Here is a 21,127-nt window from a genome sequence, read left to right as displayed (position 1 = left end):
TGGAAATTTGTCTAGTGCTACACTTCATTCATACTATTTCATTATGGACAACAATCCATCATCACTTACCAAAGAACCCTCCAACCTGCTTAACAATCCCCGTCACTTGATTCATCGCATTCATCATTTGTCCAGCTGTATTCATCATTTTATTCACATCATAGTTACCATCTGAATTTTTAAATTGGGAAACAAAGCTCGAAAACTGACTTGGTTGCTGTTGTTGCTTTTGTTTATTCATCGTCGGATACGGTTGTTTTGGCGGATAAAACATCGCTTGTTGATTTCCATAGGGAGATGATGGTGGTGGCATATAATATTGTGAGTTCATATAAGGTTGCTGCTGATTCATATAGGATTGTTGCTCTTGTTGCGATTGATTCATATAGGGTTGCTGTTGTTGCTGTTGATTCATAAAAGATACTTCAAATGGCTGGTAATAATTTTGATTTCCATAATGAGGCTCGAAAGGATACATATTATACCGTAAATATGTATCCGTATTATATTGGTACATATTTTGCTGTGCATATGGATTTGGTTGCTGATATACGTTAGATTGTTGAAACATGCATTCTCTCCTCCTTCACATAAGTTTCTACATATATAATATGTACTTGTAAAATAATTTGTGTGACGGAGTATCTGTCTATTTTTGTCGGAAGTTTAAATTTTTAAAAAATTAAAAAAGAAAACCCTTCCATGCTATGATAATTAAGAAGAAGATTCTCATGGGGGAGGAATCAACATGGTATTAGGGGATTTAAAACAAGCGTTTTCTCAAAAGAAGGGGTATTACACAGAGAATGTAAATGAATTATTAGACTTTGCGAGACATTGTTATCTCGAAGGAAAAATATGTATATCGGATTACCGAACATTAATAAAAGAATTAGAAATAAACGGTGCAACAAAACCTACAACAATGACAGAAGCTTAAAAAAACAAGAGGGTTTCCCCTCTTGTTATTTACATTGCTCAACTATATTTTGCAAAGTATACGAAATGGCTTGATGTGTTTCAAAAAAACGTTTACCTTTTCCTTTATTTACAAAACATTGTAACACATTCGTTTGTAAATTATCGTACACTTGATCAATTTGCTGTACATGTATATACTTCGGTTTTTCTTCCTTAATCCACGTATAAGCTAATTCTTTCCACACCTTTAATTCCTCATCTACTATGTCTACAAACGGCTTCATATCCTTATAAAAGTCATATTCAATTATTTCTCTTTTTTTTACATTCGCTTCATTATTATACTGCATGAGTTTTTCTGAAGACTGTATTAATGCTTCATACTCCATTCCATTCCCACCTTATTATGCACTCACTACGATGTTTTGAAACGTCTTCACCCAATTCCCTTTTTCTTCGTGATGCACTAATTTATTTTCCATATGCTCAATATGCATTTCTGTTATTTCTATCTTATTACATATTTTTTCGCTCTTATCCTTCAATGCATGATTTATTCTAATTCCTATATTCATTTCCAGCAAATCGAGAGAACTTAACATTTGATCCATTTTTTTCATTACATCTACTTTCTGAACCATCGCCATATACAAAACGCCCCCTTCTTTGCTTTTCCTTTGTCATGTAATTTCGCCGGATAATTCTTCACTCCTGCACACATGACAAAACTAGTTGTTATTCGTCAAAGAAATCATTTTGAATGTCATTTATAGAAATGGTAACAATACAAAAAGGAGGTGTATGAAGATGGCAAAGAACAAAAACGAAAAAAAGAAAAAACAAAACAAACAACAAAATAAACCCGAGACTGGTAATCCAAAGCTTGATGGCCCAAACTTCCCTGCTACATAAAGTGAAAGTTTAATTAATGGGGCTTTTCCAAACTACTAATTTCTAAATCCCCCTTAATCTTCTACTTTCATTCAGTTTTGAGATTAAAATCTTAACACACTTAGCAGGATTTCTTCACATTAAGAAGTCCCATCTTCATTTATAAAGATGGGACTTCTTTTTTATTATATCATGAACTCGTCTATTCTTTTAACAAAACGATTCACGATAGAAACAGCATAGATCTGCTCCCTCTTTCTTCTATACCATTCCTTTATATTAACTTCATCCTTCGGTTCTTCAAATAAAAACAATGCATTCATTTTCGAATCTTCACAAAACCAATCCCTCATTGTTATTTCCTCATGTGCAACAAGAGAATACACATCTCTTAGTGCAGGTGTATAGGATTTTCTAGTTCCCCTTAAGTAATATTCATAATCTTCTCTAGAGCCAGTATGTGTAGTTTGTAGTGCAAAATTATAAAATAAACGTTTATAAGTCGGATGAAACAATAACCACGCTAATTTTTTCCCAAGCTCTATACGCTTTTGCAACGTTTCAAATTGATAAACTGAAAACCCATACATCCCCCCTTCAATGGTTGGAAAAATAACTGCACTAATATGCAACATGTCTTGAACTTTAAAAAGCGCCGTATGAAATACATGTTTTTTAAAGTAGCTATTCTCAATAACTGGTTTTTGAATTTTATTTTGCTCATTTATAATAAGCGCTGTCATAAGCCTATTCATATCTTTTTTCTCCCAGAAAAATGTCCATTCTTTTTCCATGAAAAGTGATACGTTGAAAAATTGCAACAAATGAAAGAGAGGTATACGTCTCCTCTTGCTTTCTTCATATAGTAGTAACTGAGGAAATGCATCTAAGAAAATAATCCAATTAGCCTGTTCATATATGAGAAACAAATGTTTTTTTACTAATCGAGGCAAAACAGTAGCGTAAGATCTTCCTTCTAAATCAGTCATATTCCAGCCTGCATTTCTCGAAACCATACTCGCTAAAAAAGACCACCTGATTTCACTATTTCTTACATAAAATTTTTGATACGATTGTGTCCGAGAAATGTTGTCCATATTAGCTATTTCTGTTTTCTTTTTAATAGTGTGAATGATTGCTTTTTCTTCTTTTGTACAAACCATATTTTTACGATATTGTTTCATTTTTTCGTAATCATTCCATGTAAACATAAATAAGTCATCATACCTTTCTTCAAAAAGGTCACATCTTTTTTCATTTTTTGATATAATCACCTTTGTAAGTAATTCTTAACAAGTTGGGAGTGGACACACTATGACCATTCGTTACCCAAATGGAAAAAGGTACAATCAAGCTTCACTACCTCCTAAAACACCAATAAAAAAACATACTTATAGTAATAGAGGTATGTCCCTTGAAGAGGAATTGAATGAAACAAATCAATATTACTTAACCCATAATATTGCATGTGTACATAAAAAACCTACACCTCTTCAAATTGTAAAAGTAGATTACCCCGCTCGAAGTGCTGCAGTGGTAAAAGAAGCGTATTTTAAACAACCTTCTACAACGGATTACAACGGTGTATACAAAGGGAAATACATCGATTTTGAAGCGAAGGAAACAAAAAACAAAACTAGTTTCCCACTTCAAAACTTCCACCTTCATCAAATTGAACATATGAAGCAAGTAATTGCTCATAATGGAGTTGCATTTGTTATTATTAAATTTACACTTTTTGATGAATTTTATTTACTCGATGCGAAACATATTATTGCATTTTGGAACCGTCAAAATAATGGTGGGCGTAAGTCAATTACTAAAGAAGAAATAGAAGTGCATGGATCATTGTTATCATGCGGTTATCACCCTCGGATTGATTATATCCGTGTACTAGACACGGTTTATTTTTCGTGATAGAGTCATCACTAAGGCTCTTTTTTCGACTTTTGAGGGAGAGAATGAAAGGTAGGAGAAAGTATAATGTCAGATAATTATCGTTCTCGTACAGAACGAAATCATGCGAAAAATCAAACGGAAGAAACAAATAAAGAAAAAAAACCAAAGAAAAAAGGCTCCTTTTTCAAGAAGTTCCTTATAGGTTGTCTACTTCTTGGTATCGTTGGTCTCGTAGCTGGCGTTTCCGCTTTCTTTGTTATGGTAAAGGACGCTCCAAAATTAGACAAATCAAAACTTGTCAATCCTTTATCAACAAAATTTCTTGATAAGAACGGAGATTTCTTCTATGAATATGGTGCGGAAAAACGAACCCATGTTACTTACGATCAAATTCCAAAAGTAGTTGAAAATGCATTCCTTGCAACTGAGGATTCACGTTTCTATGACCATAATGGAATTGATTTTAAACGAACTACAAAAGCAGTTATGGAAAATGTCACTGGTGGTTTCGGTTCCCAAGGTGGTAGTACGATTACACAACAAGTAGTTAAAAACTATTTTCTAACGATGGAAAAAACCGCAAAACGAAAAGTGCAAGAATGGTACTTATCTTACAAATTAGAGCAACAATACTCTAAACATGAGATTTTAGAAATGTACTTAAATAAGATTAATCTAGGTAATCGCTCTTACGGTATTGCAACAGCGGCTCAAAAATATTATCAAAAAGATTTAAAGGACTTACAATTACATGAAGCTGCTATGCTCGCTGGCTTACCTCAAGGTCCTAACATTTATGATCCAACAAAACCAGAAAATGTTGAACGAGCAACAAATCGTCGTAATATTGTATTAACATTAATGAATCGACACGGCTATATAACAAAAGAAGAAATGAATAACGCAATAAAGATCCCTGTAACTGAGGGTCTAAAAAAATCAGAACTAACTGAAATGAAGTTTCAAGCATTTTTAGATGCTGTCGTAAAAGAAGTTGAAAAAGAATACCCTGATGTAAATATCGGTTCAGATGGTTTAACGATTCATACAACCCTTGATCAAGGTGCTCAAGAGTACGCTGAACAAATTATGGATGGCAATCTCATTAAGTATCCAAACGATCAGTTCCAAGGATCATTTGTATTTATGGATACACAGTCTGGAGAAGTTCGAGCAATTGGTGCTGGGCGTAAAGAAAGTAAGTCTACTTTCAAAGGTCATAATATGGCTGTTGATTTAAAACGCCAAGTTGGTTCAACAATGAAACCAATTTTCGATTATGGTCCTGCAATTGAAAACCTTCAATGGTCTACTTATCATCAATTAAATGACTCTGAATATACTTACTCTGATGGCACAAAGATTAAAAATGCTACCGGTAATTTTAAAGGTGACGTTTCACTTCGTGAAGCATTGAAGAAGTCATTAAACATCCCGGCTTTAAAAACAGCTCAAGCAGTCGGTATTCCTAAGGCAAAAGAGTTTGCTGAAGGTTTAGGCATGACGTTTAAAGATGGGATAGCACATGAATCTACTGCAATCGGTAGTAATGAAAGCTCTCCGTTAGATGTCGCTGGGGCTTATGCAGCATTTGGAAATGACGGTGTATACAATAAACCTCATTTCGTTAAAGAAGTTATTTTCCCAGACGGAAAAAAGAAAAGCTTTAAACCGAAAGAACAACGTGCAATGCACGACCATACAGCTTACATGGTTACTGACGTTCTTCGTGACGTAGTAAAACCTGGTTCCGGCGGTACAGGGCCAACAGCATATGTTTCTGGCTTTGACGTTGCTGGTAAAACAGGAACACAAAACTTTGATGCAAGAGATGTAAAAAAATATGGCATCCCAGCTGATGCTAACAGAGATAGCTGGTTCGCTGGATATACACCACAATATACGATGGCTGTGTGGACTGGTTACGAAAAGAATGGGCCAGAAAATTACATTAGCGATCGTTATACTAAAATTGCGCAACAAATGTTCCAAGTAATGATGAGCAAATTCGCTACAGATAAATCTCGTTTCGAACGCCCTTCTTCTGTACAAGAAATAAACGGCGAGTTATACGTAAAAGGTGCGAAAAAAGATGCAATTAAAGAAATTAAAGTAGATCCACCTAGTGGCCTTAATGTCGCTTTCGATGGTGCTAGTACAGTTACACTAAACTGGTCTGGCCCAACAGCAGTTGATGCTTATGCGGCAACTTATAAAGCTACAGATGGTTCTAGCGGTAGCTTATCAGTTAGCGGTACAACAGCTACTCTTGGTGGTATTAAGCCTGGTGTTACTTACAGCTTCTCTGTAGTAGCGAAAAAAGGTACTGGAACAAGTCCTGCAGTTGGTGCATCCTTCACTGCCCCTGGTGGAACTCCAGACGCTAAGAAAGCTGAGGAAGAGGCAGCCAAAAAGAAAGCCGAAGAAGAAGCTCAGAAAAAAGCTGATGAGGAAGCTCAGAAAAAAGCTAATGAAGATAAACTAAAACAAGAAGAAGCTCAGAAAAAGGCTTCTGAAGAACAGCGTAAACAACAAGAACAACAACATAAACAACAAGAAGAGGCTCAAAAGAAAGCTGAAGAAGAAGCTAAGAAAAAAGCCGAAGAAGAAGCTAAGAAAAAAGCCGAAGAAGAAGCTAAGAAAAAAGCTGAAGAAGAGGCTCAAAAGAAAGCTGAAGAAGAGGCTAAGAAACAACAAAATACAGGTGAAGATACACCTCACGCAGACGGAAATGTTGTTACAACAGAGTCTTAATACAAAAAAAGAAGTCCTTTCTCTTAACGAGGAAAGGACTTCTTTTTTGTTATCATTTTCTTTACATATAACTTTTCTATTTCAATATACAACTGTGCTAACTGAATATAAGAATGATAATTATTTGGTTTCTTTATAATGAACGAATATCGCTCCATAAAATTAACTGGTTGTACTTCCAATTCACTCGTGTAATCTTCCATTTCATTCAAACTATGAACAGGTTGCTCATTTAGCCAATATACAATTGATAACAAATGTGCTGCAAAAAGAATCATCGGGCCTTCAGCTTCTTGTTTCTTTCTGTTTCGAAATAATGTGGCAATGTCTTCATGCTTATTTTTCCATACATTCAACATTACCGGAATACTGTTTTCAATTTCATTCCACGGCTCATATTGTCTTTCTATATCAAATATAAAGTAAGTATTTTGTATGATTTCTTCAAAAGATTGGTCTGTATGATACTTAATCGAATTTGCGTTTTTTTGAAAAAATGGTAAGTACCGAAATTCTTTCGGTACTCCTATAACTCGCTCCATCCTTTATTTCCCCTTCATTCGCTTCTTTCCTTCGCGACACACTTCTAGCAATCGACACTCTTCACATTGTGGTCGTTGCGCTTTACAGTGATAACGTCCAAAGAAAATCAAACGGTGATGTGTAACGCCCCATTCATCCATCGGAATTTTCTTCATTAATGTTTTTTCGACTTCTAATACAGAGTCTTTCCATCTACAAATCGCTAATCGTTTGCTCACCCGCTCTACATGCGTATCGACAGCAATTGCCGGTATCCCAAATGCTACCGATACTACAACATTTGCTGTCTTCCGTCCTACACCAGGTAACTTCGTAAGCTCATCTCGATCTTTCGGCACTTCTCCATTGTAATCATCTAATAACATTCGGCACAATTTTTGAATATTTTTTGCTTTATTTCTATACAATCCAATAGAACGTATATCTTGTTGTAACTCTTCTAGAGAAACACTTAAATAATCTTCTGGTGTTTTATATTTTTGAAATAAATTTTTCGTCACTTTATTTACAAGTGCATCTGTACATTGTGCAGATAATGCCACTGCAATTACAAGTTCGAATGGATTATCATGAATCAATTCACAATGTGCTTCTGGATACATATCCGCCATTGTGTCTAAACAATAACGAATTTGCGTTTTATTTAACATAGACTTCCTCCTACATTACTGCTCCAACCAATTATAAAAAGGCACTTTCCCAGTAAATTTCGTCTCTTGTGTTGTTACTTGTTGCGCTCGTTGCTGATTTGCTCTAAATTTCCGTCCTTGATTTTGAGCTTGATCTACTGTTTTAATTCCATTCTTTTTCCACTCAAATAAAATACGATCAATATATCGGAAGTTCAGCTTACCGCTCATCACAGCTTCTCGTAGAGCCGCTTGAATTAAATTCGGATGATGTTGATCTTGATCCTCCCACATTCCCAATGTTTCACATTCAAATGGAGAAAGTGGTCTTCCGAATTCTTTTTCAAATACTGTATATAAATTTACTTGCAGTTGTTTTTTTTCTTTTTGTTCTTCCTCTATTGATTCATTCATTAAGAAATGCAATATTTTTTCCCATAGCGGTTGTAAAGAATAACTTTCACACATCATCGCTTCTGATCTTTGTCCACCTTCTAGTGATAAAAAACCTTTTTGAATCAATGTTTGAATTACTTCCATACATTTCATTTCCGCTATTGTCATTCGTTCGGAAATCTCCGACGGAGTCGGAAACGAATTTCCCGATTCTAAAAATGTATGCACATGAAGTAAAACCATAAATTCCGTTTCATTTAACCCTAATTTTTTATAATGCATCATAAGTAATTTTGGAATCGCAATGCTTCCCTGTTCAAACCACTGTAACATCATTTTCTTTTTCATCACCAAACACCTCGTTCTCTAGTATAACACACCTTTCGCTATTTCTTTTTGCCACAATTCGTCAAAAAAACCTCCCTATTATATAGAGAGGTTTTTTATTGTATTAACGAAATATACAATTAAGCTTTCACTTTGCTTTTCATAAACGTATGAATGCGTTCTAATGCTTTCTCTACTTGTTCAAGAGATGTCGCATATGATAAACGAACGTTATTTGGAGCCCCAAATCCTGTACCTGGCACAAGAGCAACTTTTTCCTCTTCTAATAAAGCTTTCGCCCACTCATCAACTGTATCATATCCTGATAAAGCTACAGCCTCTTTTACATTAGGAAATAAGTAAAAGGCGCCTTGCGGTTTAATACAAGTAAAGCCAGGGATTTGAATTAATTTATCATAAATAATATTTAATCTTTCTTCAAATGCTTGGCGCATTGTTTCTACAGGTTCTTGTGAGCCTGCATATGCTGCAATTGCGCCGTATTGAGCGATTGAAGTAGGGTTTGACGTACTATGACTCGCTAAGTTCGTCATCGCTTTAATCAGCTGCTTATTTCCAGCTGCATATCCAATACGCCATCCTGTCATAGAATGAGATTTAGATACACCATTAATAATTAGGGTTTGTTCTTTTAATGCATTAGAAAGCTGGGCAATTGAAGTATATTCCGCATCACCATAAATTAACTTCTCATAAATTTCATCTGAAACGATTAAAATGTTATGTTCTAAACATACTTCTCCAAGCTGTTGTAATTCTTCTTTGCTATAAATCATTCCTGTTGGATTGCTCGGTGAATTAATAATAACTGCTTTCGTTTTCTCTGTAATTGCCTCACGCAACTGCTTTGCTGTAATTTTGTACTCATTGTCTTCTAAACCTTCTACATAAACCGGATTACCGCCAGCAAGCTTTACTTGTTCTGGATAGCTTACCCAATAAGGAGTTGGGATAATAACTTCATCTCCTTCATCAAGCAACACTTGGAATAATGTATATAATGCATGTTTTGCACCATTACATACAATAATTTCAGATGGATCATACTGAATGCCTTGATCGCGCGTAAATTTCTTCACAATTTCCTGCTTTAACGCTTGCAAGCCACCTGTTGGTGTATACTTCGTATGCCCTTCTAACATCGCTTTATGCGCAGCTTCCATAATATGCTCTGGTGTATTAAAGTCAGGTTCTCCTGCTCCTAATCCAATTACATCATGACCTTCTGCCTTTAACGCTTGTGCCTTTGCTGTAATTTCTAAAGTTGAAGACGGTGTTAAAGCAGCTACTCGCTTTGCTAATTTCATTTGTAGTTCCCCCTACATCTATTTTTGAGCGCTATATCGTCTTAAAAACGACCCATCTTTAAATTCAAGATAGTAGTAATTATAACGATTGTCATAATCAATATATGTAACTTCCCATAATGGTACTTCTACTGGTACACCATCTTTAAGACCTTTTTCAAAGCCTAATTTCACTTTCAGAATTTCTTTCGGCTTTCTTTTTGATTCTTTATCGCCGACTTGTTCTATTGTTCTTTGTATAGCCTCTTTTTCGGAAATACCTTCACTCTTTTTCCTTACTACGGTATCCCCTTTTTTCTCAGGCACCCAAACGATAAGATGTTCTCCCTTTTCATCTGTACCTTGTACGACTGTATATGCAACTTTTCCGTTGTAGTAATCAACAGATGTCACTTTTGTAAGCTTTGCTTTTTCTTTAGCAATTTCTACAGATTTCGACTCTTTGGGAATTTTCTTATCCATCGCTTTATTATAAACATACGCCCCATATATTCCGCTAGCAACGATAACGATAATGATTGCAAAGATCCACTTTTTCATTGTATCACTACGTTCTGTAAATCGTAAATACAGCTGTTTCTTTGTCTTTTTCGTCTAATGCTAATCCGAACATGAGGTCCTGCTCTTTTAACGTACGATTCAAACTATCAACAATTTTATACAAATCTGACGAATATTTAATACGCGTCGTTGATAGTACTTCGATTTTCTTCTCCATGAAAAAACTCCTCCGTTACACAAAAATTTCTAATTATAGAAGAACGCAATGCGGTTACAATAAGAGTACATTCTTTACAACCCCTGCTTCATCACCCATCTATTATAGCAGGACATGTACAGCAAAAAAAGGTTTCAAGTCGAAAACCAATACATTTTGTATACAAGAAGTAAGAAAAATAAAATTCCTCCTACCCACATTTTTTACGCCTGAAGTTTATAAGTATTTCAGGCGTATTTTTCTTCCAATTTTTATTCATTTGACGGTTCTTCTAATTGCACCAACAACTCTTCTAACGGTCCTTCATAAAGAGGTACGTTAGGAATTGATTGTAAAAATCTTTTTCCATAGGAAGAACTCGTCAATCGACGGTCTAACACTACTACCGTCCCCGTATCAGTATTCGTTCGAATTAAACGCCCAAATCCTTGTTTGAAACGTAATATTGCTTGCGGGAGCGCTAATTTTGCGAATACGTCCTCACCTTGATTTTTTAGCCATTCACCTTTCGCTTCCATCATCGGCTGATGAGGAGGTGTAAAAGGAAGACGGACAATGACAAGGCAACTCAAGGCATCTCCTGGAATATCGATTCCTTCCCAAAAACTGCTCGTGCCTAACAATATTGACTTGTCGAACTCTTGAAACTTTCGAATTAAGCGACTTCGACTCCTATTGTTTACACTTTGTGTTAATAATAGATAGCCTTCTAATTCATCATTGCTTTTCAAATTCATATACGCTTCTTTCAGCATTTCATACGAAGTGAATAAAACGAGCATTCTCCCTTTTGTAACTTTTGCTATCTTGGCAATATGTTCCGATACAGATTCAATATATTCCTCATTACTTACTCGCTTAATAAACGGTACATCCGTTGAAACCATTAATTTCATTTGTTTCTCATAATGGAATGGCGATTGAACCTGTAAAGTATTTGGAGCAAAATCATGTAAGCCAAGCTCTTCTTTTATATAGTCAAATGTATCGTTAACTGTTAATGTTGCAGATGTAAAGATAACACTCTTTTTTTCTGTTAAAAATTCATCAGCAAACCTTTCACCAATATGAACTGGTTGCGCGTATAAAATGGTTGAATGAATCGTTCCTTTCGTCTCCGTCTCCATCCAAGTTACATATGCATTTTTTTCCAATATGAGCAACTGTAATGATTCTGCCATCTTTCTCAGTAACCCACTTAAATGCATAAATTCACCCGTAACAACATGCATTTCCCACTCTAACTTACTTTGCAATATATCTACTTGTTTCTCAAGTATGGTCACTATTCTTCTTAATTCATATACAAAACGATTTGTTAACTCAACAATACTATCCCACAACTTACCTTGCTCTACTTCCGTGTTATATCGATAAATGAGCGGCATATTGTTTGTTCCTTGTTCTTGCTTTGTTTGTTTAAATATAAAAGTACGTAACATTTGGAATAGTTCATCCGCATCAAATTTAAGTTCCTTCAAACTATGGCTTATCATACGGAAAGTAGAACGGGATGCTTGCTCTGATTTTTTCATCATTTTATATACTTTAGAAAGCACATCATCCGTTTCTAGTGTACCAAGTCGAGATAAAATCAATTGAAAATACATACAAGAGAACTGTTCACCTAGTGTTCTACTCGCAGCTTCTTCAATATGATGAGCTTCATCAAAAATTATATGTTCACATGAAGAAAACAGTGGTTCTTCACTTGAAAAATCTTGAAATAATAATGCATGATTTGTAATAACGATATCTGCAAATAAAGCTTTATTTTTCGCTCGCTGATAAAAGCATCGACTAAACCAATTACTTTGCATACCGCCCGGACTATACGCATCACTACAAATACGATTCCAAAGTAACTTTCCGCCCTCTGGAATATTTAATTCATCTCGGTCACCTGTTTCAGTTTTTAATAACCAAACTAAAATTTTCGCCTTCGTAAGTGCCATATCGTAATTTTTTTCTTCCTCTTGCAAAGCATATTCAAATTTATGTAAACAAAGATAATGCTTTCTCCCTTTTAGAAGAGCTGTCTCAAATGAAAATGGCATTATTTTTTGCAATAACGGAATTTCTTTTTCAAGTATTTGTTGTTGAAGTTGTACCGTTTGTGTACTGATAACGACAGGTTCTTCTTTTTTATTCGCAAAATAAAGACTAGGAAGTAAATAAGCAAGAGTCTTTCCCGTCCCTGTACCTGCTTCAATAAGAGAAAAACGAGAATCTCTTAACGCCGTATATATCTCTTTCATCATCATTTGCTGACTTTCTCTTCTTTCAAACTTCGGCATATGTAATTCCAGTTTATCCATCGTTTTATTCAAGAAAGCATCAAATTTTAATGAATATGTTTCTCCAAGACTTAGGGAATAGTTCCGTTTTCTCAGTGCAATATTGCGATACACTTCATATTCCGCTTTTATTTCTTTACCATGCATTACTTTCTTTAAAATATTTTCAGAAAGCACATCAGCTATATCACTTTGGAAAACATCACTCAATTCATAAAGTGATTGTAATGTAACAAGTGGTAATTTTTCAATTTCATTTAAAAATTGTAAAAACAACTCTGCTGTCGCAAGAGCATCACTATCCGCACGATGTGGTTGATCGTGTTCGAGTTCATGTTTCTTAGCTAAATCACGTAATTTATAACTATCGGCTGTTGGCAAAAGAATTTGTGCCAATTCAACCGTATCGATTTTAGGACAATGTATTTCTGTATATCCAGCCTGCCTTAATTCTTCGTTTAAAAAATTCCAATCAAAGTGAACATTATGCGCAACGAAAGCGGCACCTTGTAATAGCTCAACAATCATCGGGGCTACATCTTGAAATAACGGGGCTTGTTTTACAAGACTTTCATCAATCCCTGTTAATTCTGTAATAAATACGGGAATCTCTCTCTTTGGGTTAACAAAAGATGAAAAAATCTCCAATATCTCTCCATCTTCTACTACAACAGCTGCAATTTGGGTAATTTTATCTTTCCCGTCTTTCCAGGAGTTTCCTGTCGTCTCTAAATCAACAACGACATAACGTTTACTCATATATGTAACACCTCAATTTCTTACCTTTCAAACAACAATAATTCATATAATGTTACTATACCACGTTTTATCTCATCTTAATGAAAAGATGCACAAAAAAGCTATCTCCTGATATAGAGATAGCTTTCCTCTTTTATAATATTGTGCCAGCCTTTTCAGCACCTAACATTTCAACAATTTGATTTTGATCGTCTAACACTGCAATTTTTGGTTCTTGTTTATGAACCTCTTCTTCCGTAACTAAGCCATAACAAATTATAATTACTTTATCTCCCGGTTGTACAAGCCTTGCTGCAGCACCGTTTAAACAAATAACACCGCTACCGCGTTCGCCTTTAATAACATATGTCTCTAAGCGCGCACCGTTATTATTATTTACAATTTGAACTTTTTCGTTCTCTACAATATTTACTGCATCCATTAAATCTTCATCTATTGTAATACTACCTACATAGTTTAAATTTGCCTCCGTTACAGTTGCACGATGTAACTTTGCTCTCATCATTGTGCGAAACATAGATGCTCCCCCTTATTTAACCGTTAATGTTATATTGTCAATTAATCTTACATTTTCAAACTTAACTGCAATAGCTAAAATGATTCTTCCTTCCATTTCCCCTACTATTGCCAATGACGGATATGCATATAAATCCGCATAATCTACAGTACCTTTCGTATACGTCTCAATATGTTCTTTCACAAGATTTGTAATGATTTCTGAATTACGTTCGCCTGCCTCAATTCTTTCTTTCGCTATACATAGACTGCGGTATAAATGAGAAGCCTCTTCACGTTCTTCTTGTGATAAATACACATTACGAGAACTTTTTGCTAATCCATCTTCTTCTCTTACAATATCAACTGGTACGATCGTTACTGGAATATTGAAATCAGTTACAAATCCTTCAATTACAGCAACTTGTTGTGCGTCTTTCATACCGAAATAAGCACGATTTGGCATTACAATATTAAATAATTTCATTAGTACAGTCGCAACTCCAGAAAAGTGACCAGGTCTTTGTTTTCCACATAATACGTCAGTACGCTTTACAACTTCTACTGTTGTTGTTTGTTCTGCCGGATACATTTCTTCTACACTCGGATAAAATAAATAATCCACACCGTTTTCTTTTGCTACACTTTCATCTCTCTCAATATCACGAGGGTATCGCTCTAAATCTTCGTTCGGCCCAAACTGTAGTGGGTTTACAAACACACTTAAAACTACAATTTCATTTTCTTCTCTTGCCTTGCGTAATAAAGTAGCATGCCCTTCATGTAAATAACCCATCGTTGGAACAAAACCAATATTTTTTCCACTTGTACGAAGTTCGCTCGTAATTTGCTGCATCTCTTGCACTGTAGTTATGATTTTCATTACTGTTTTCCCCCGTATAACGCTAAGCATTCTTCTTCTTTCATTGTGAACGAATGTTTCTCTTCAGGAAATTGCCCTGTCTTCACTTCAGCAACATATTGAGAAATCCCACGTACAATTTCCTCTTGAACAGACGTATACTGTTTTACGAATTTCGGAACACGATTTACCCCATATGAGATGAGATCATGATATACAAGAACTTGCCCATCTACTTTTTGTCCCGCTCCAATCCCGATTATCGGAATTGTTAATTGCTTCGAAATTAATTCTGCTAACTGCATTGGCACACATTCTAACACAAGTGCTATCGCACCAGCTTCCTCACATTTCTTTGCATCGTCTATTAATTTCTTTGCACTTTCAGCATCTTTTCCTTGCACTTTATATCCACCCAATACTCCCACAGATTGAGGAGTTAAACCTAAATGTGCTACGACAGGAATTCCTGCATTCGTTAAATAATGAATCGTCGATATAACTTCTCCAGCACCTTCTACTTTCAGTGCATGTGCTCCGCTCTCTTGAACGATGCGGCGTGCATTCACCATCGTTTCTTGTAACGATATGTGATAAGACATAAACGGCATATCAGTTACAATAAATGTTTCTTTCGCTCCGCGGCGTACAGCTTTCGTATGATGAATCATATCCTCTACTGTTACAGGTACTGTTGAATCATATCCGAGTACAACCATCCCAAGAGAATCTCCAACTAAAATCATATCGACTTCAGCTTCTTCTGCTAATTTAGCAGAAGGATAATCATACGCCGTTAGCATCGTAATCGGCTCACCTTGCTCTTTCATCTTCAAAAAATCTGTCTTTGTTTTCAAAAACTACTCCTCCTTTATACAGGAGAGAGGCGATGGCCGAAATCATATAAAAAACCCCTCTGGCCATAAAAGGGCAGAAGGGTTGTGTGTTAGTCGGCATTATTCATCCCTCTGTCCCAGTCCGTTATTGGATCAAGGCAGAATCCAAGTCATTATTTTTTTGTACTGCTTCGAATCATGGTGCAGTTCGCTCTGATACTGCCCACATTCGAACTAATTATAGCAAACTACAAAAAGAAATTACTACATTTTTTTGAAAAAATAATTTTTTATTTCCATTACGGTATGTGAAATTTAATTAGATAGTGTATATGCTATATAGTTTTCACAGAGAATTCAGTCCTAAAAAATAAGTGGGTGTGTTTCTCATACATACCTTACAACTCCAAGTTAATTTCTTTTGTAATCCATTTAAATGCAAAAAATTGATTTAAAGATACTGATATTTTATTTGACTGTATAAGTATAAGCCTAAAACTAATGATGCAGGTTAATTGAAGAAAAGCACTTAGAAAAGGAGAATTGCGAATGTCTATGAACAAGTGGTTATTTCCATTACTCGGTTTGTTTGTAATGATTGTGAGTGTGATAGCTTTAGACTCCATCAACGTAGTTGCCTCAGCTAACGTCGTAACACAACCTATTGAGTCAACGAAAGTGATTGAAGTCGAACTGAACGATGATTACTTTAATCCGAATGTCATCACTATTCAGATTGAAGAAACAACAACATTGTTATTAAAAAATAAAGGTAAGAACGAGCACACCTTTACAGTGAAAAAACTCGGAATTGACGTCGTAGTTGAGTCAGGAAAAGAAAAAAACATTACCATAAAACCTAAAAATACTGGTACATATGAATTAATATGTAGATACCATCTCCTTAAAGGAATGGAAGGAAAAGTAATAATCAAATAATAAGCAGTGCTAATCGAACGTTACTCTACATACAACTTAAGTTGTAAAAAGTATATTGTCACATTACAAAACCTACTCAAAAATATTGAAATAAAAAAGAAGTTCCAAAAAAGGAACTTCTTTTACTTCATTTCGATATCCGCAGAATGAATATGATGTATTTTCCCTTCATGGTCCTCCAGAAGCAATACACCCTCTTCTGTAATCCCTTTTGCTAGCCCCGTAATCGTCTGTCTCATCGTTCGGGCAGTAATTTCTTTCCCGATGCTCACAGCGTAACTTTCCCAAAGAATTTTAATTACAGAGAAACCATTTTGTAAATACTCTTCATATAATTTTTCTAGTTGTAAAAAGATTTGTTGCATAAGTTCCGCACGAACAATTGGCTTACCTGATTCAATCGCTAAAGAAGTGGCAATTTGCTGAATTTCCTCATCAAAATGTTCTTGTTTTTGATTCGCATTAATACCAATTCCCATAATAACAGCATTGATTTTATCAGGATCCGCTTGCATTTCTGTTAATATACCTACAGCCTTTTTACCTTGAATTAAAATATCATTCGGCCATTTAATTCCTACATTTACACCTGTGCATTTTTCAATTGCTTGTGCAACGCTAACAGCCGCTAGCAGAGTGAGCTGCGGGGCATGATGAACCGGGATCGATGGACGCAAAATAATACTCATCCAAATTCCTGTTCCTTTTGGCGAATGCCACTTTCTACTTAAACGGCCTCTACCTGCAGTTTGCTCTTCCGCAACGACAATTGTTCCCTCTTCTACTCCTTCATAAGCAAGTTTTGCTGCAATATGCTGAGTAGATTCAACTGATTCTTCAAAATAAACCGTTCTACCGATACGCTCTGTTTGTAATCCTAACTGAATTTCATTAGCAGTTACTTTGTCTGGCTTACCCGCGATGCGGTAACCTAATCGACGCACAGCTTCAAGTTCATATCCCTCATTCCGAAGGTCCTCCATATGTTTCCACACAGCGGTTCTTGAACAACCAAGTTTATCACTAATCGTTTGGCCAGATACAAACTCTCCATCCGCTTCAGAAAAAACTTGCAACAACTGCTTTCTTATAGTAGATTGCATCTTTGCAGCCACTCCCTTATACTCTCTTTCTCATTAACTACATTTCCTTGTACGATCGCTTCTTCGATTTTTTGAAGCATTTCAGCAACCCACGGACCAGGCTTTTTATTCGCCCAGTTTAATAGATCATTCCCACTCACATTCATTTCTTGACGACCCTTGATTGGCAATGCATGAAACATTGATTGTACTCGTTTAACAGATGTAGGGTTATAGTTTTCAATCATCGCTTCATATACTCTCTCTGCCATTTCAGCGATATGAATTCCCGTTTTATAAAGAAGGACTGTATCCCAATCCTTCTCCTTTCTCGTACGAATTGTTAATAAAACTGCGACAATATCTTTTATTTTTTTATTCGAAAACTTCCATTGACGTAAAAATACAGATGGATGCTCTTCTCCGATACAATATAAGAAAAATGCCCATGCCTCAATGTCTGTTTCAAAAGAATCCCATTTATACTGCGTAGCTTTTAACAGTCTCTCTTCTGACATTTGTAAATAGGGCAAATGAGAAAATAGCTTCGTCTCTACTAATTCTTTGAGGCCCTTCACACAATAGGTACCAGTTAACAGTTTCTCAAACTCTACTGTGATGCGCTCAATTGCTATATGTTCTAGCAAGTGTCCATACGTTTCAATCGCTTGCTTCGTTTTCGTTTCTAAAGAAAACCCTAACGTACTTACAAACCGAATGCCACGCATCATTCTTAGTGCGTCTTCTTGAAAACGATTCGCTGCATTTCCAACTGTCACAATTTCTCTCTTTTGAATCGCTTCCTGCCCAGCAAATAAATCCACCATTTCGCCTTCTTCTGTCATGGCAATCGCATTCATTGTGAAATCACGACGTTTTAAATCCTCTTCTAATGAACGAACAAATTGAACACTACTAGGTCTTCGAAAATCTTCATATTCGCTTTCTGTTCGAAAAGTGGTTACCTCATAAGGTTCACCATTTTCTACAACAATTACAGTTCCATGCTCAAGACCAACAGGAACATGTCTTGGGAATATATCCATTACTTCTTCTGGTAAAGCAGATGTCGCAATATCAATATCTCCAATCGGCCTATCGATAATAAGATCTCGTACGCTCCCACCAACAAAATAAGCCTCATGTCCTTGTTGTTTTAATATCTCAATAATAGAACTAGCTTTTTTAAATCTTTCCATTTTTGTCATCCCTTAGTATGTCATAGTAAATTGCTTCATATTGTGAGACGATTTTTTCTGAGCGGAACTGCTCATAAACACTTTCTCTTGCTCGCTCTCCCATATTACGGTGAAGCTCTTCATTCTTTAATAGCTGAATGGCTTGATTGGCCACACCTGTTGTATCGCCAACTTCACATAAATATCCTGTTTCACCATGTTGAATGACTTCTGGAATACCTCCAACCCTTGTTCCGATACAAGGTACACCACACGCCATCGCTTCTAATAAAACAAGACCAAAACTTTCCTTCTCTGATAGAAGCAACATTAAATCACTCATCGCAAGCAGTTCTGCAACATTATCTTGCTTCCCTAGGAATAAAACGCGATCTTCAATATGTAAATTCTTCACTATCTGTAAAATTGTACAAAATTCTGGTCCGTCTCCAACAAGAAGTAATTTCGCATCAACTTCTTTAGCAACTTTAGCAAATGCCTGAACAACATCCTGCACACGTTTCACTTTACGGAAATTTGAAATGTGAATAAGTACCTTTTCACTCTCACTTATACCGTATTCTTTCTTTAATTGAGACATATTACGCTTGAAATATACACGTTCGTCTATAAAGTTATATACCGTTTGAATGTCTTTATTTGGTTTTACAAGCTCATGCGTTTCGTCAATTAATGAATGCGAGACAGCAGTAACAACATCAGACTGCTCAATACCAAAACGAATTAAATTATTTAACGAAGGGTCGGAACCTAACACAGTAATATCTGTTCCATGCAAGGTTGTAACAATTTTAATACGCTCACCAATCATTTGTTTCGCTAAATAAGCACAAATTGCATGCGGTATTGCGTAATGCACATGTAAAATATCAAGACTTTCTCTTTGTGCAACCTCTGCCATTTTACTCGCTAACGCTAAATCATATGGTGGATATTGAAATACAGAGTATTGATTCACCGTCACTTCATGAAAATAAATGTTTGGATACACTTTATTTAATCGAAATGGTAAACCCGATGTAATAAAATGAATTTCATGCCCGCGTTCCGCCAATTGCTTTCCTAATTCTGTTCCAACAACTCCAGAACCACCTACAGAAGGATAACATGTAATACCTATTTTTAATTTCATTTACATCCCCCTATTAAATCAGCATGTAATAAAACCGGTTTCTTACTCATAAATCCTTCGGCATACAAGACTCCAACTTCTTTCCCAAACATCTTCTCACGAGCGACCACAGTTTCAACGTAACCTTCTGTTAACGGCGTCTTAACACCATCACTCCCTGTTGAAAACTGACTTTCATACGCTTCTAATGCTTCCACTTTTTGCGATAGGTACTCACTAATATCTATACAAAAATTCGGTTTATGAAAACCATTAATCATATAATTATAAAAAGACTCCACACGATGTGGTGGAAGTTCTGGCATATATTTACGGATTCCTGCTGAAAAAATAGCCTCTTCCACAAGCTTTGCACAATTTGCATGATCTGGATGACGATCTTCATCGTATGGTGCAAAAACGAGTTTGGGTTTATATGTACGGATCACCTTTACAATTTCACGTATAAACTCTTCTTTCATATACAAACCACGATCTGGCATCGCTAAATTCAGTCTCGTTTTTACTCCCATTATACGAGCTGCGATCTTTGCTTCTTCTTTTCTCAACTCTATCGTTCCATTTGAAGAAAGGTCAGCTTCTGTTAAATCACAAATACCTACTTCAAACCCTTGCTTCGTATATTTTGCAATGGTACCCGCCATGCCGATTTCAACATCATCGGCATGAGCACCAAACGCTAATATATGTAATCCACTCATAATTGTTCCCCTCATTTTCTTAACTTGCGATAATCTAAATCCCCTCGTTCTAATGCGTGCATTAACATTTCAGCACTTGCCATGTTCGTTGCAAGTGGAATCGCATATACATCACATAAACGAAGTAATGCATTTACATCTGGCTCATGCGGCTGAGCAGTTAGTGGATCTCGGAAAAAAATCACCATATCCATATCGTTTTTTGCAATCATGGCACCGATTTCTTGATCGCCACCAAGAGGACCCGACTGATATCTTGTTATAACTAAGCCAGTTGCCTCCATAATGCGAAGTCCTGTCGTTCCTGTTGCAAACAATTCATGTTTTTCAAAAATTGGTTTATATGCGTACGCAAACGAAACCATGTCATTTTTCTTTTTGTCATGTGCGATTAAGGCAATTTTCATCCGTTGTCTCCC

23 protein-coding genes are annotated in these 21,127 nt (G+C 35.9%); 4 read left to right on the top strand and 19 right to left on the bottom strand.

Going from position 1 to position 21,127, the window contains the following annotated elements; translation table 11 throughout:
- Nucleotides 1-61 precede the first annotated feature (61 nt).
- Nucleotides 62-571, bottom strand: a complete 510-nt coding sequence (locus ACS2MN_RS11805; RefSeq protein ID WP_000487695.1) for a YppG family protein — start codon at nt 569-571, stop codon at nt 62-64.
- 177 nt (nt 572-748) lie between these two features.
- On the opposite strand from ACS2MN_RS11805, the gene ACS2MN_RS11800 reads away from it, so the two are divergent.
- Nucleotides 749-940 (top strand): YppF family protein, encoded by a 192-nt coding sequence (locus tag ACS2MN_RS11800; protein WP_000242658.1) that lies wholly within the window; start codon nt 749-751, stop codon nt 938-940.
- Nucleotides 941-965: 25 nt separating this feature from the next.
- Here the strand turns inward: ACS2MN_RS11800 and ACS2MN_RS11795 are convergent, their stop codons facing one another.
- The 3 genes from ACS2MN_RS11795 to ACS2MN_RS11785 form a co-directional block, all read right to left on the bottom strand.
- Nucleotides 966-1,310, bottom strand: a complete 345-nt coding sequence (locus ACS2MN_RS11795) for a YppE family protein (protein WP_000455491.1) — start codon at nt 1,308-1,310, stop codon at nt 966-968.
- A 15-nt stretch (nt 1,311-1,325) separates the two neighbouring features.
- Nucleotides 1,326-1,568 (bottom strand): hypothetical protein, encoded by a 243-nt coding sequence (locus tag ACS2MN_RS11790; RefSeq protein ID WP_001252045.1) that lies wholly within the window; start codon nt 1,566-1,568, stop codon nt 1,326-1,328.
- Between the two features lie 429 nt (nt 1,569-1,997).
- The gene (locus ACS2MN_RS11785) at nt 1,998-3,023 is read right to left on the bottom strand and encodes a DUF2515 domain-containing protein (RefSeq protein ID WP_043322869.1); all 1,026 of its coding nucleotides are present in this window, start codon (nt 3,021-3,023) and stop codon (nt 1,998-2,000) included.
- A 103-nt stretch (nt 3,024-3,126) separates the two neighbouring features.
- Between ACS2MN_RS11785 and recU the strand changes: the two genes are divergently transcribed.
- Nucleotides 3,127-3,729: a Holliday junction resolvase RecU gene (gene recU / locus ACS2MN_RS11780; RefSeq protein WP_000155588.1), complete on the top strand. Its 603-nt coding sequence runs from the start codon at nt 3,127-3,129 to the stop codon at nt 3,727-3,729.
- A 66-nt stretch (nt 3,730-3,795) separates the two neighbouring features.
- Nucleotides 3,796-6,465, top strand: coding sequence for a PBP1A family penicillin-binding protein (locus tag ACS2MN_RS11775; protein ID WP_346994118.1), 2,670 nt, complete (start codon nt 3,796-3,798; stop codon nt 6,463-6,465).
- Nucleotides 6,466-6,488: 23 nt separating this feature from the next.
- Here ACS2MN_RS11775 and ACS2MN_RS11770 read toward each other — a convergent pair whose 3' ends face one another.
- From ACS2MN_RS11770 to panB, 10 genes are all read right to left on the bottom strand, one after another.
- Nucleotides 6,489-7,007 carry a YpoC family protein gene (locus ACS2MN_RS11770; RefSeq protein ID WP_000442696.1) on the bottom strand — a complete coding sequence of 173 codons (519 nt, stop codon included), beginning with the start codon at nt 7,005-7,007 and terminating at the stop codon, nt 6,489-6,491.
- Nucleotides 7,008-7,010: 3 nt separating this feature from the next.
- On the bottom strand, nt 7,011-7,658 hold the full coding sequence (nth, locus tag ACS2MN_RS11765; RefSeq protein ID WP_000933024.1) for an endonuclease III: 648 nt from the start codon (nt 7,656-7,658) through the stop codon (nt 7,011-7,013).
- A gap of 15 nt (nt 7,659-7,673) precedes the next feature.
- Entirely contained in the window at nt 7,674-8,381 is a 708-nt protein-coding gene (dnaD, locus tag ACS2MN_RS11760; RefSeq protein WP_000728536.1) for a DNA replication protein DnaD, read from the bottom strand.
- Between the two features lie 119 nt (nt 8,382-8,500).
- Nucleotides 8,501-9,688 (bottom strand): aspartate transaminase AspB, encoded by a 1,188-nt coding sequence (aspB, locus tag ACS2MN_RS11755; RefSeq protein ID WP_000761574.1) that lies wholly within the window; start codon nt 9,686-9,688, stop codon nt 8,501-8,503.
- 18 nt (nt 9,689-9,706) lie between these two features.
- The gene (locus tag ACS2MN_RS11750; RefSeq protein WP_000758737.1) at nt 9,707-10,228 is read right to left on the bottom strand and encodes a cell wall elongation regulator TseB-like domain-containing protein; all 522 of its coding nucleotides are present in this window, start codon (nt 10,226-10,228) and stop codon (nt 9,707-9,709) included.
- Between the two features lie 7 nt (nt 10,229-10,235).
- Nucleotides 10,236-10,406: a YpmA family protein gene (locus ACS2MN_RS11745; RefSeq protein WP_000412179.1), complete on the bottom strand. Its 171-nt coding sequence runs from the start codon at nt 10,404-10,406 to the stop codon at nt 10,236-10,238.
- Nucleotides 10,407-10,657: 251 nt separating this feature from the next.
- Nucleotides 10,658-13,462: an ATP-dependent DNA helicase DinG gene (gene dinG, locus ACS2MN_RS11740; protein WP_098709251.1), complete on the bottom strand. Its 2,805-nt coding sequence runs from the start codon at nt 13,460-13,462 to the stop codon at nt 10,658-10,660.
- A 133-nt stretch (nt 13,463-13,595) separates the two neighbouring features.
- Nucleotides 13,596-13,979, bottom strand: a complete 384-nt coding sequence (gene panD / locus ACS2MN_RS11735; protein WP_000490175.1) for an aspartate 1-decarboxylase — start codon at nt 13,977-13,979, stop codon at nt 13,596-13,598.
- Nucleotides 13,980-13,991: 12 nt separating this feature from the next.
- Nucleotides 13,992-14,840, bottom strand: coding sequence for a pantoate--beta-alanine ligase (panC, locus tag ACS2MN_RS11730; RefSeq protein WP_000692376.1), 849 nt, complete (start codon nt 14,838-14,840; stop codon nt 13,992-13,994).
- Nucleotides 14,840-15,676, bottom strand: a complete 837-nt coding sequence (panB, locus tag ACS2MN_RS11725) for a 3-methyl-2-oxobutanoate hydroxymethyltransferase (protein ID WP_000851101.1) — start codon at nt 15,674-15,676, stop codon at nt 14,840-14,842. Before panB ends, panC begins: the two co-directional genes overlap by 1 nt.
- 528 nt (nt 15,677-16,204) lie before the next feature.
- Here panB and ACS2MN_RS11720 point away from each other — a divergent pair.
- Nucleotides 16,205-16,594 (top strand): cupredoxin domain-containing protein, encoded by a 390-nt coding sequence (locus tag ACS2MN_RS11720; protein WP_098709252.1) that lies wholly within the window; start codon nt 16,205-16,207, stop codon nt 16,592-16,594.
- 122 nt (nt 16,595-16,716) lie between these two features.
- Here ACS2MN_RS11720 and ACS2MN_RS11715 read toward each other — a convergent pair whose 3' ends face one another.
- From ACS2MN_RS11715 to mgsA, 5 genes are read right to left on the bottom strand one after another with little or no spacing between them, the layout of a single operon-like run.
- A complete protein-coding gene (locus tag ACS2MN_RS11715; protein WP_001192037.1) occupies nt 16,717-17,697 on the bottom strand; it encodes a biotin--[acetyl-CoA-carboxylase] ligase in 981 nt (326 codons plus the stop codon).
- Nucleotides 17,682-18,875 (bottom strand): CCA tRNA nucleotidyltransferase, encoded by a 1,194-nt coding sequence (locus ACS2MN_RS11710; RefSeq protein ID WP_000439298.1) that lies wholly within the window; start codon nt 18,873-18,875, stop codon nt 17,682-17,684. Before ACS2MN_RS11710 ends, ACS2MN_RS11715 begins: the two co-directional genes overlap by 16 nt.
- On the bottom strand, nt 18,862-20,007 hold the full coding sequence (bshA, locus tag ACS2MN_RS11705) for an N-acetyl-alpha-D-glucosaminyl L-malate synthase BshA (protein WP_000768312.1): 1,146 nt from the start codon (nt 20,005-20,007) through the stop codon (nt 18,862-18,864). The genes ACS2MN_RS11710 and bshA overlap by 14 nt, the downstream gene beginning before the upstream one ends.
- Nucleotides 20,004-20,708, bottom strand: a complete 705-nt coding sequence (bshB1, locus tag ACS2MN_RS11700; RefSeq protein WP_000015657.1) for a bacillithiol biosynthesis deacetylase BshB1 — start codon at nt 20,706-20,708, stop codon at nt 20,004-20,006. The genes bshA and bshB1 overlap by 4 nt, the downstream gene beginning before the upstream one ends.
- Nucleotides 20,709-20,719: 11 nt before the next feature.
- On the bottom strand, nt 20,720-21,115 hold the full coding sequence (gene mgsA, locus ACS2MN_RS11695) for a methylglyoxal synthase (RefSeq protein ID WP_000684759.1): 396 nt from the start codon (nt 21,113-21,115) through the stop codon (nt 20,720-20,722).
- Nucleotides 21,116-21,127 lie beyond the last annotated feature (12 nt).

It is taken from the genome of Bacillus cereus group sp. BceL062 (genome assembly GCF_051780025.1).
GTDB classification, from domain to species: Bacteria; Bacillota; Bacilli; order Bacillales; family Bacillaceae_G; genus Bacillus_A; species Bacillus_A toyonensis.
This window is presented reverse-complemented; position numbering and strand designations above follow the sequence as displayed.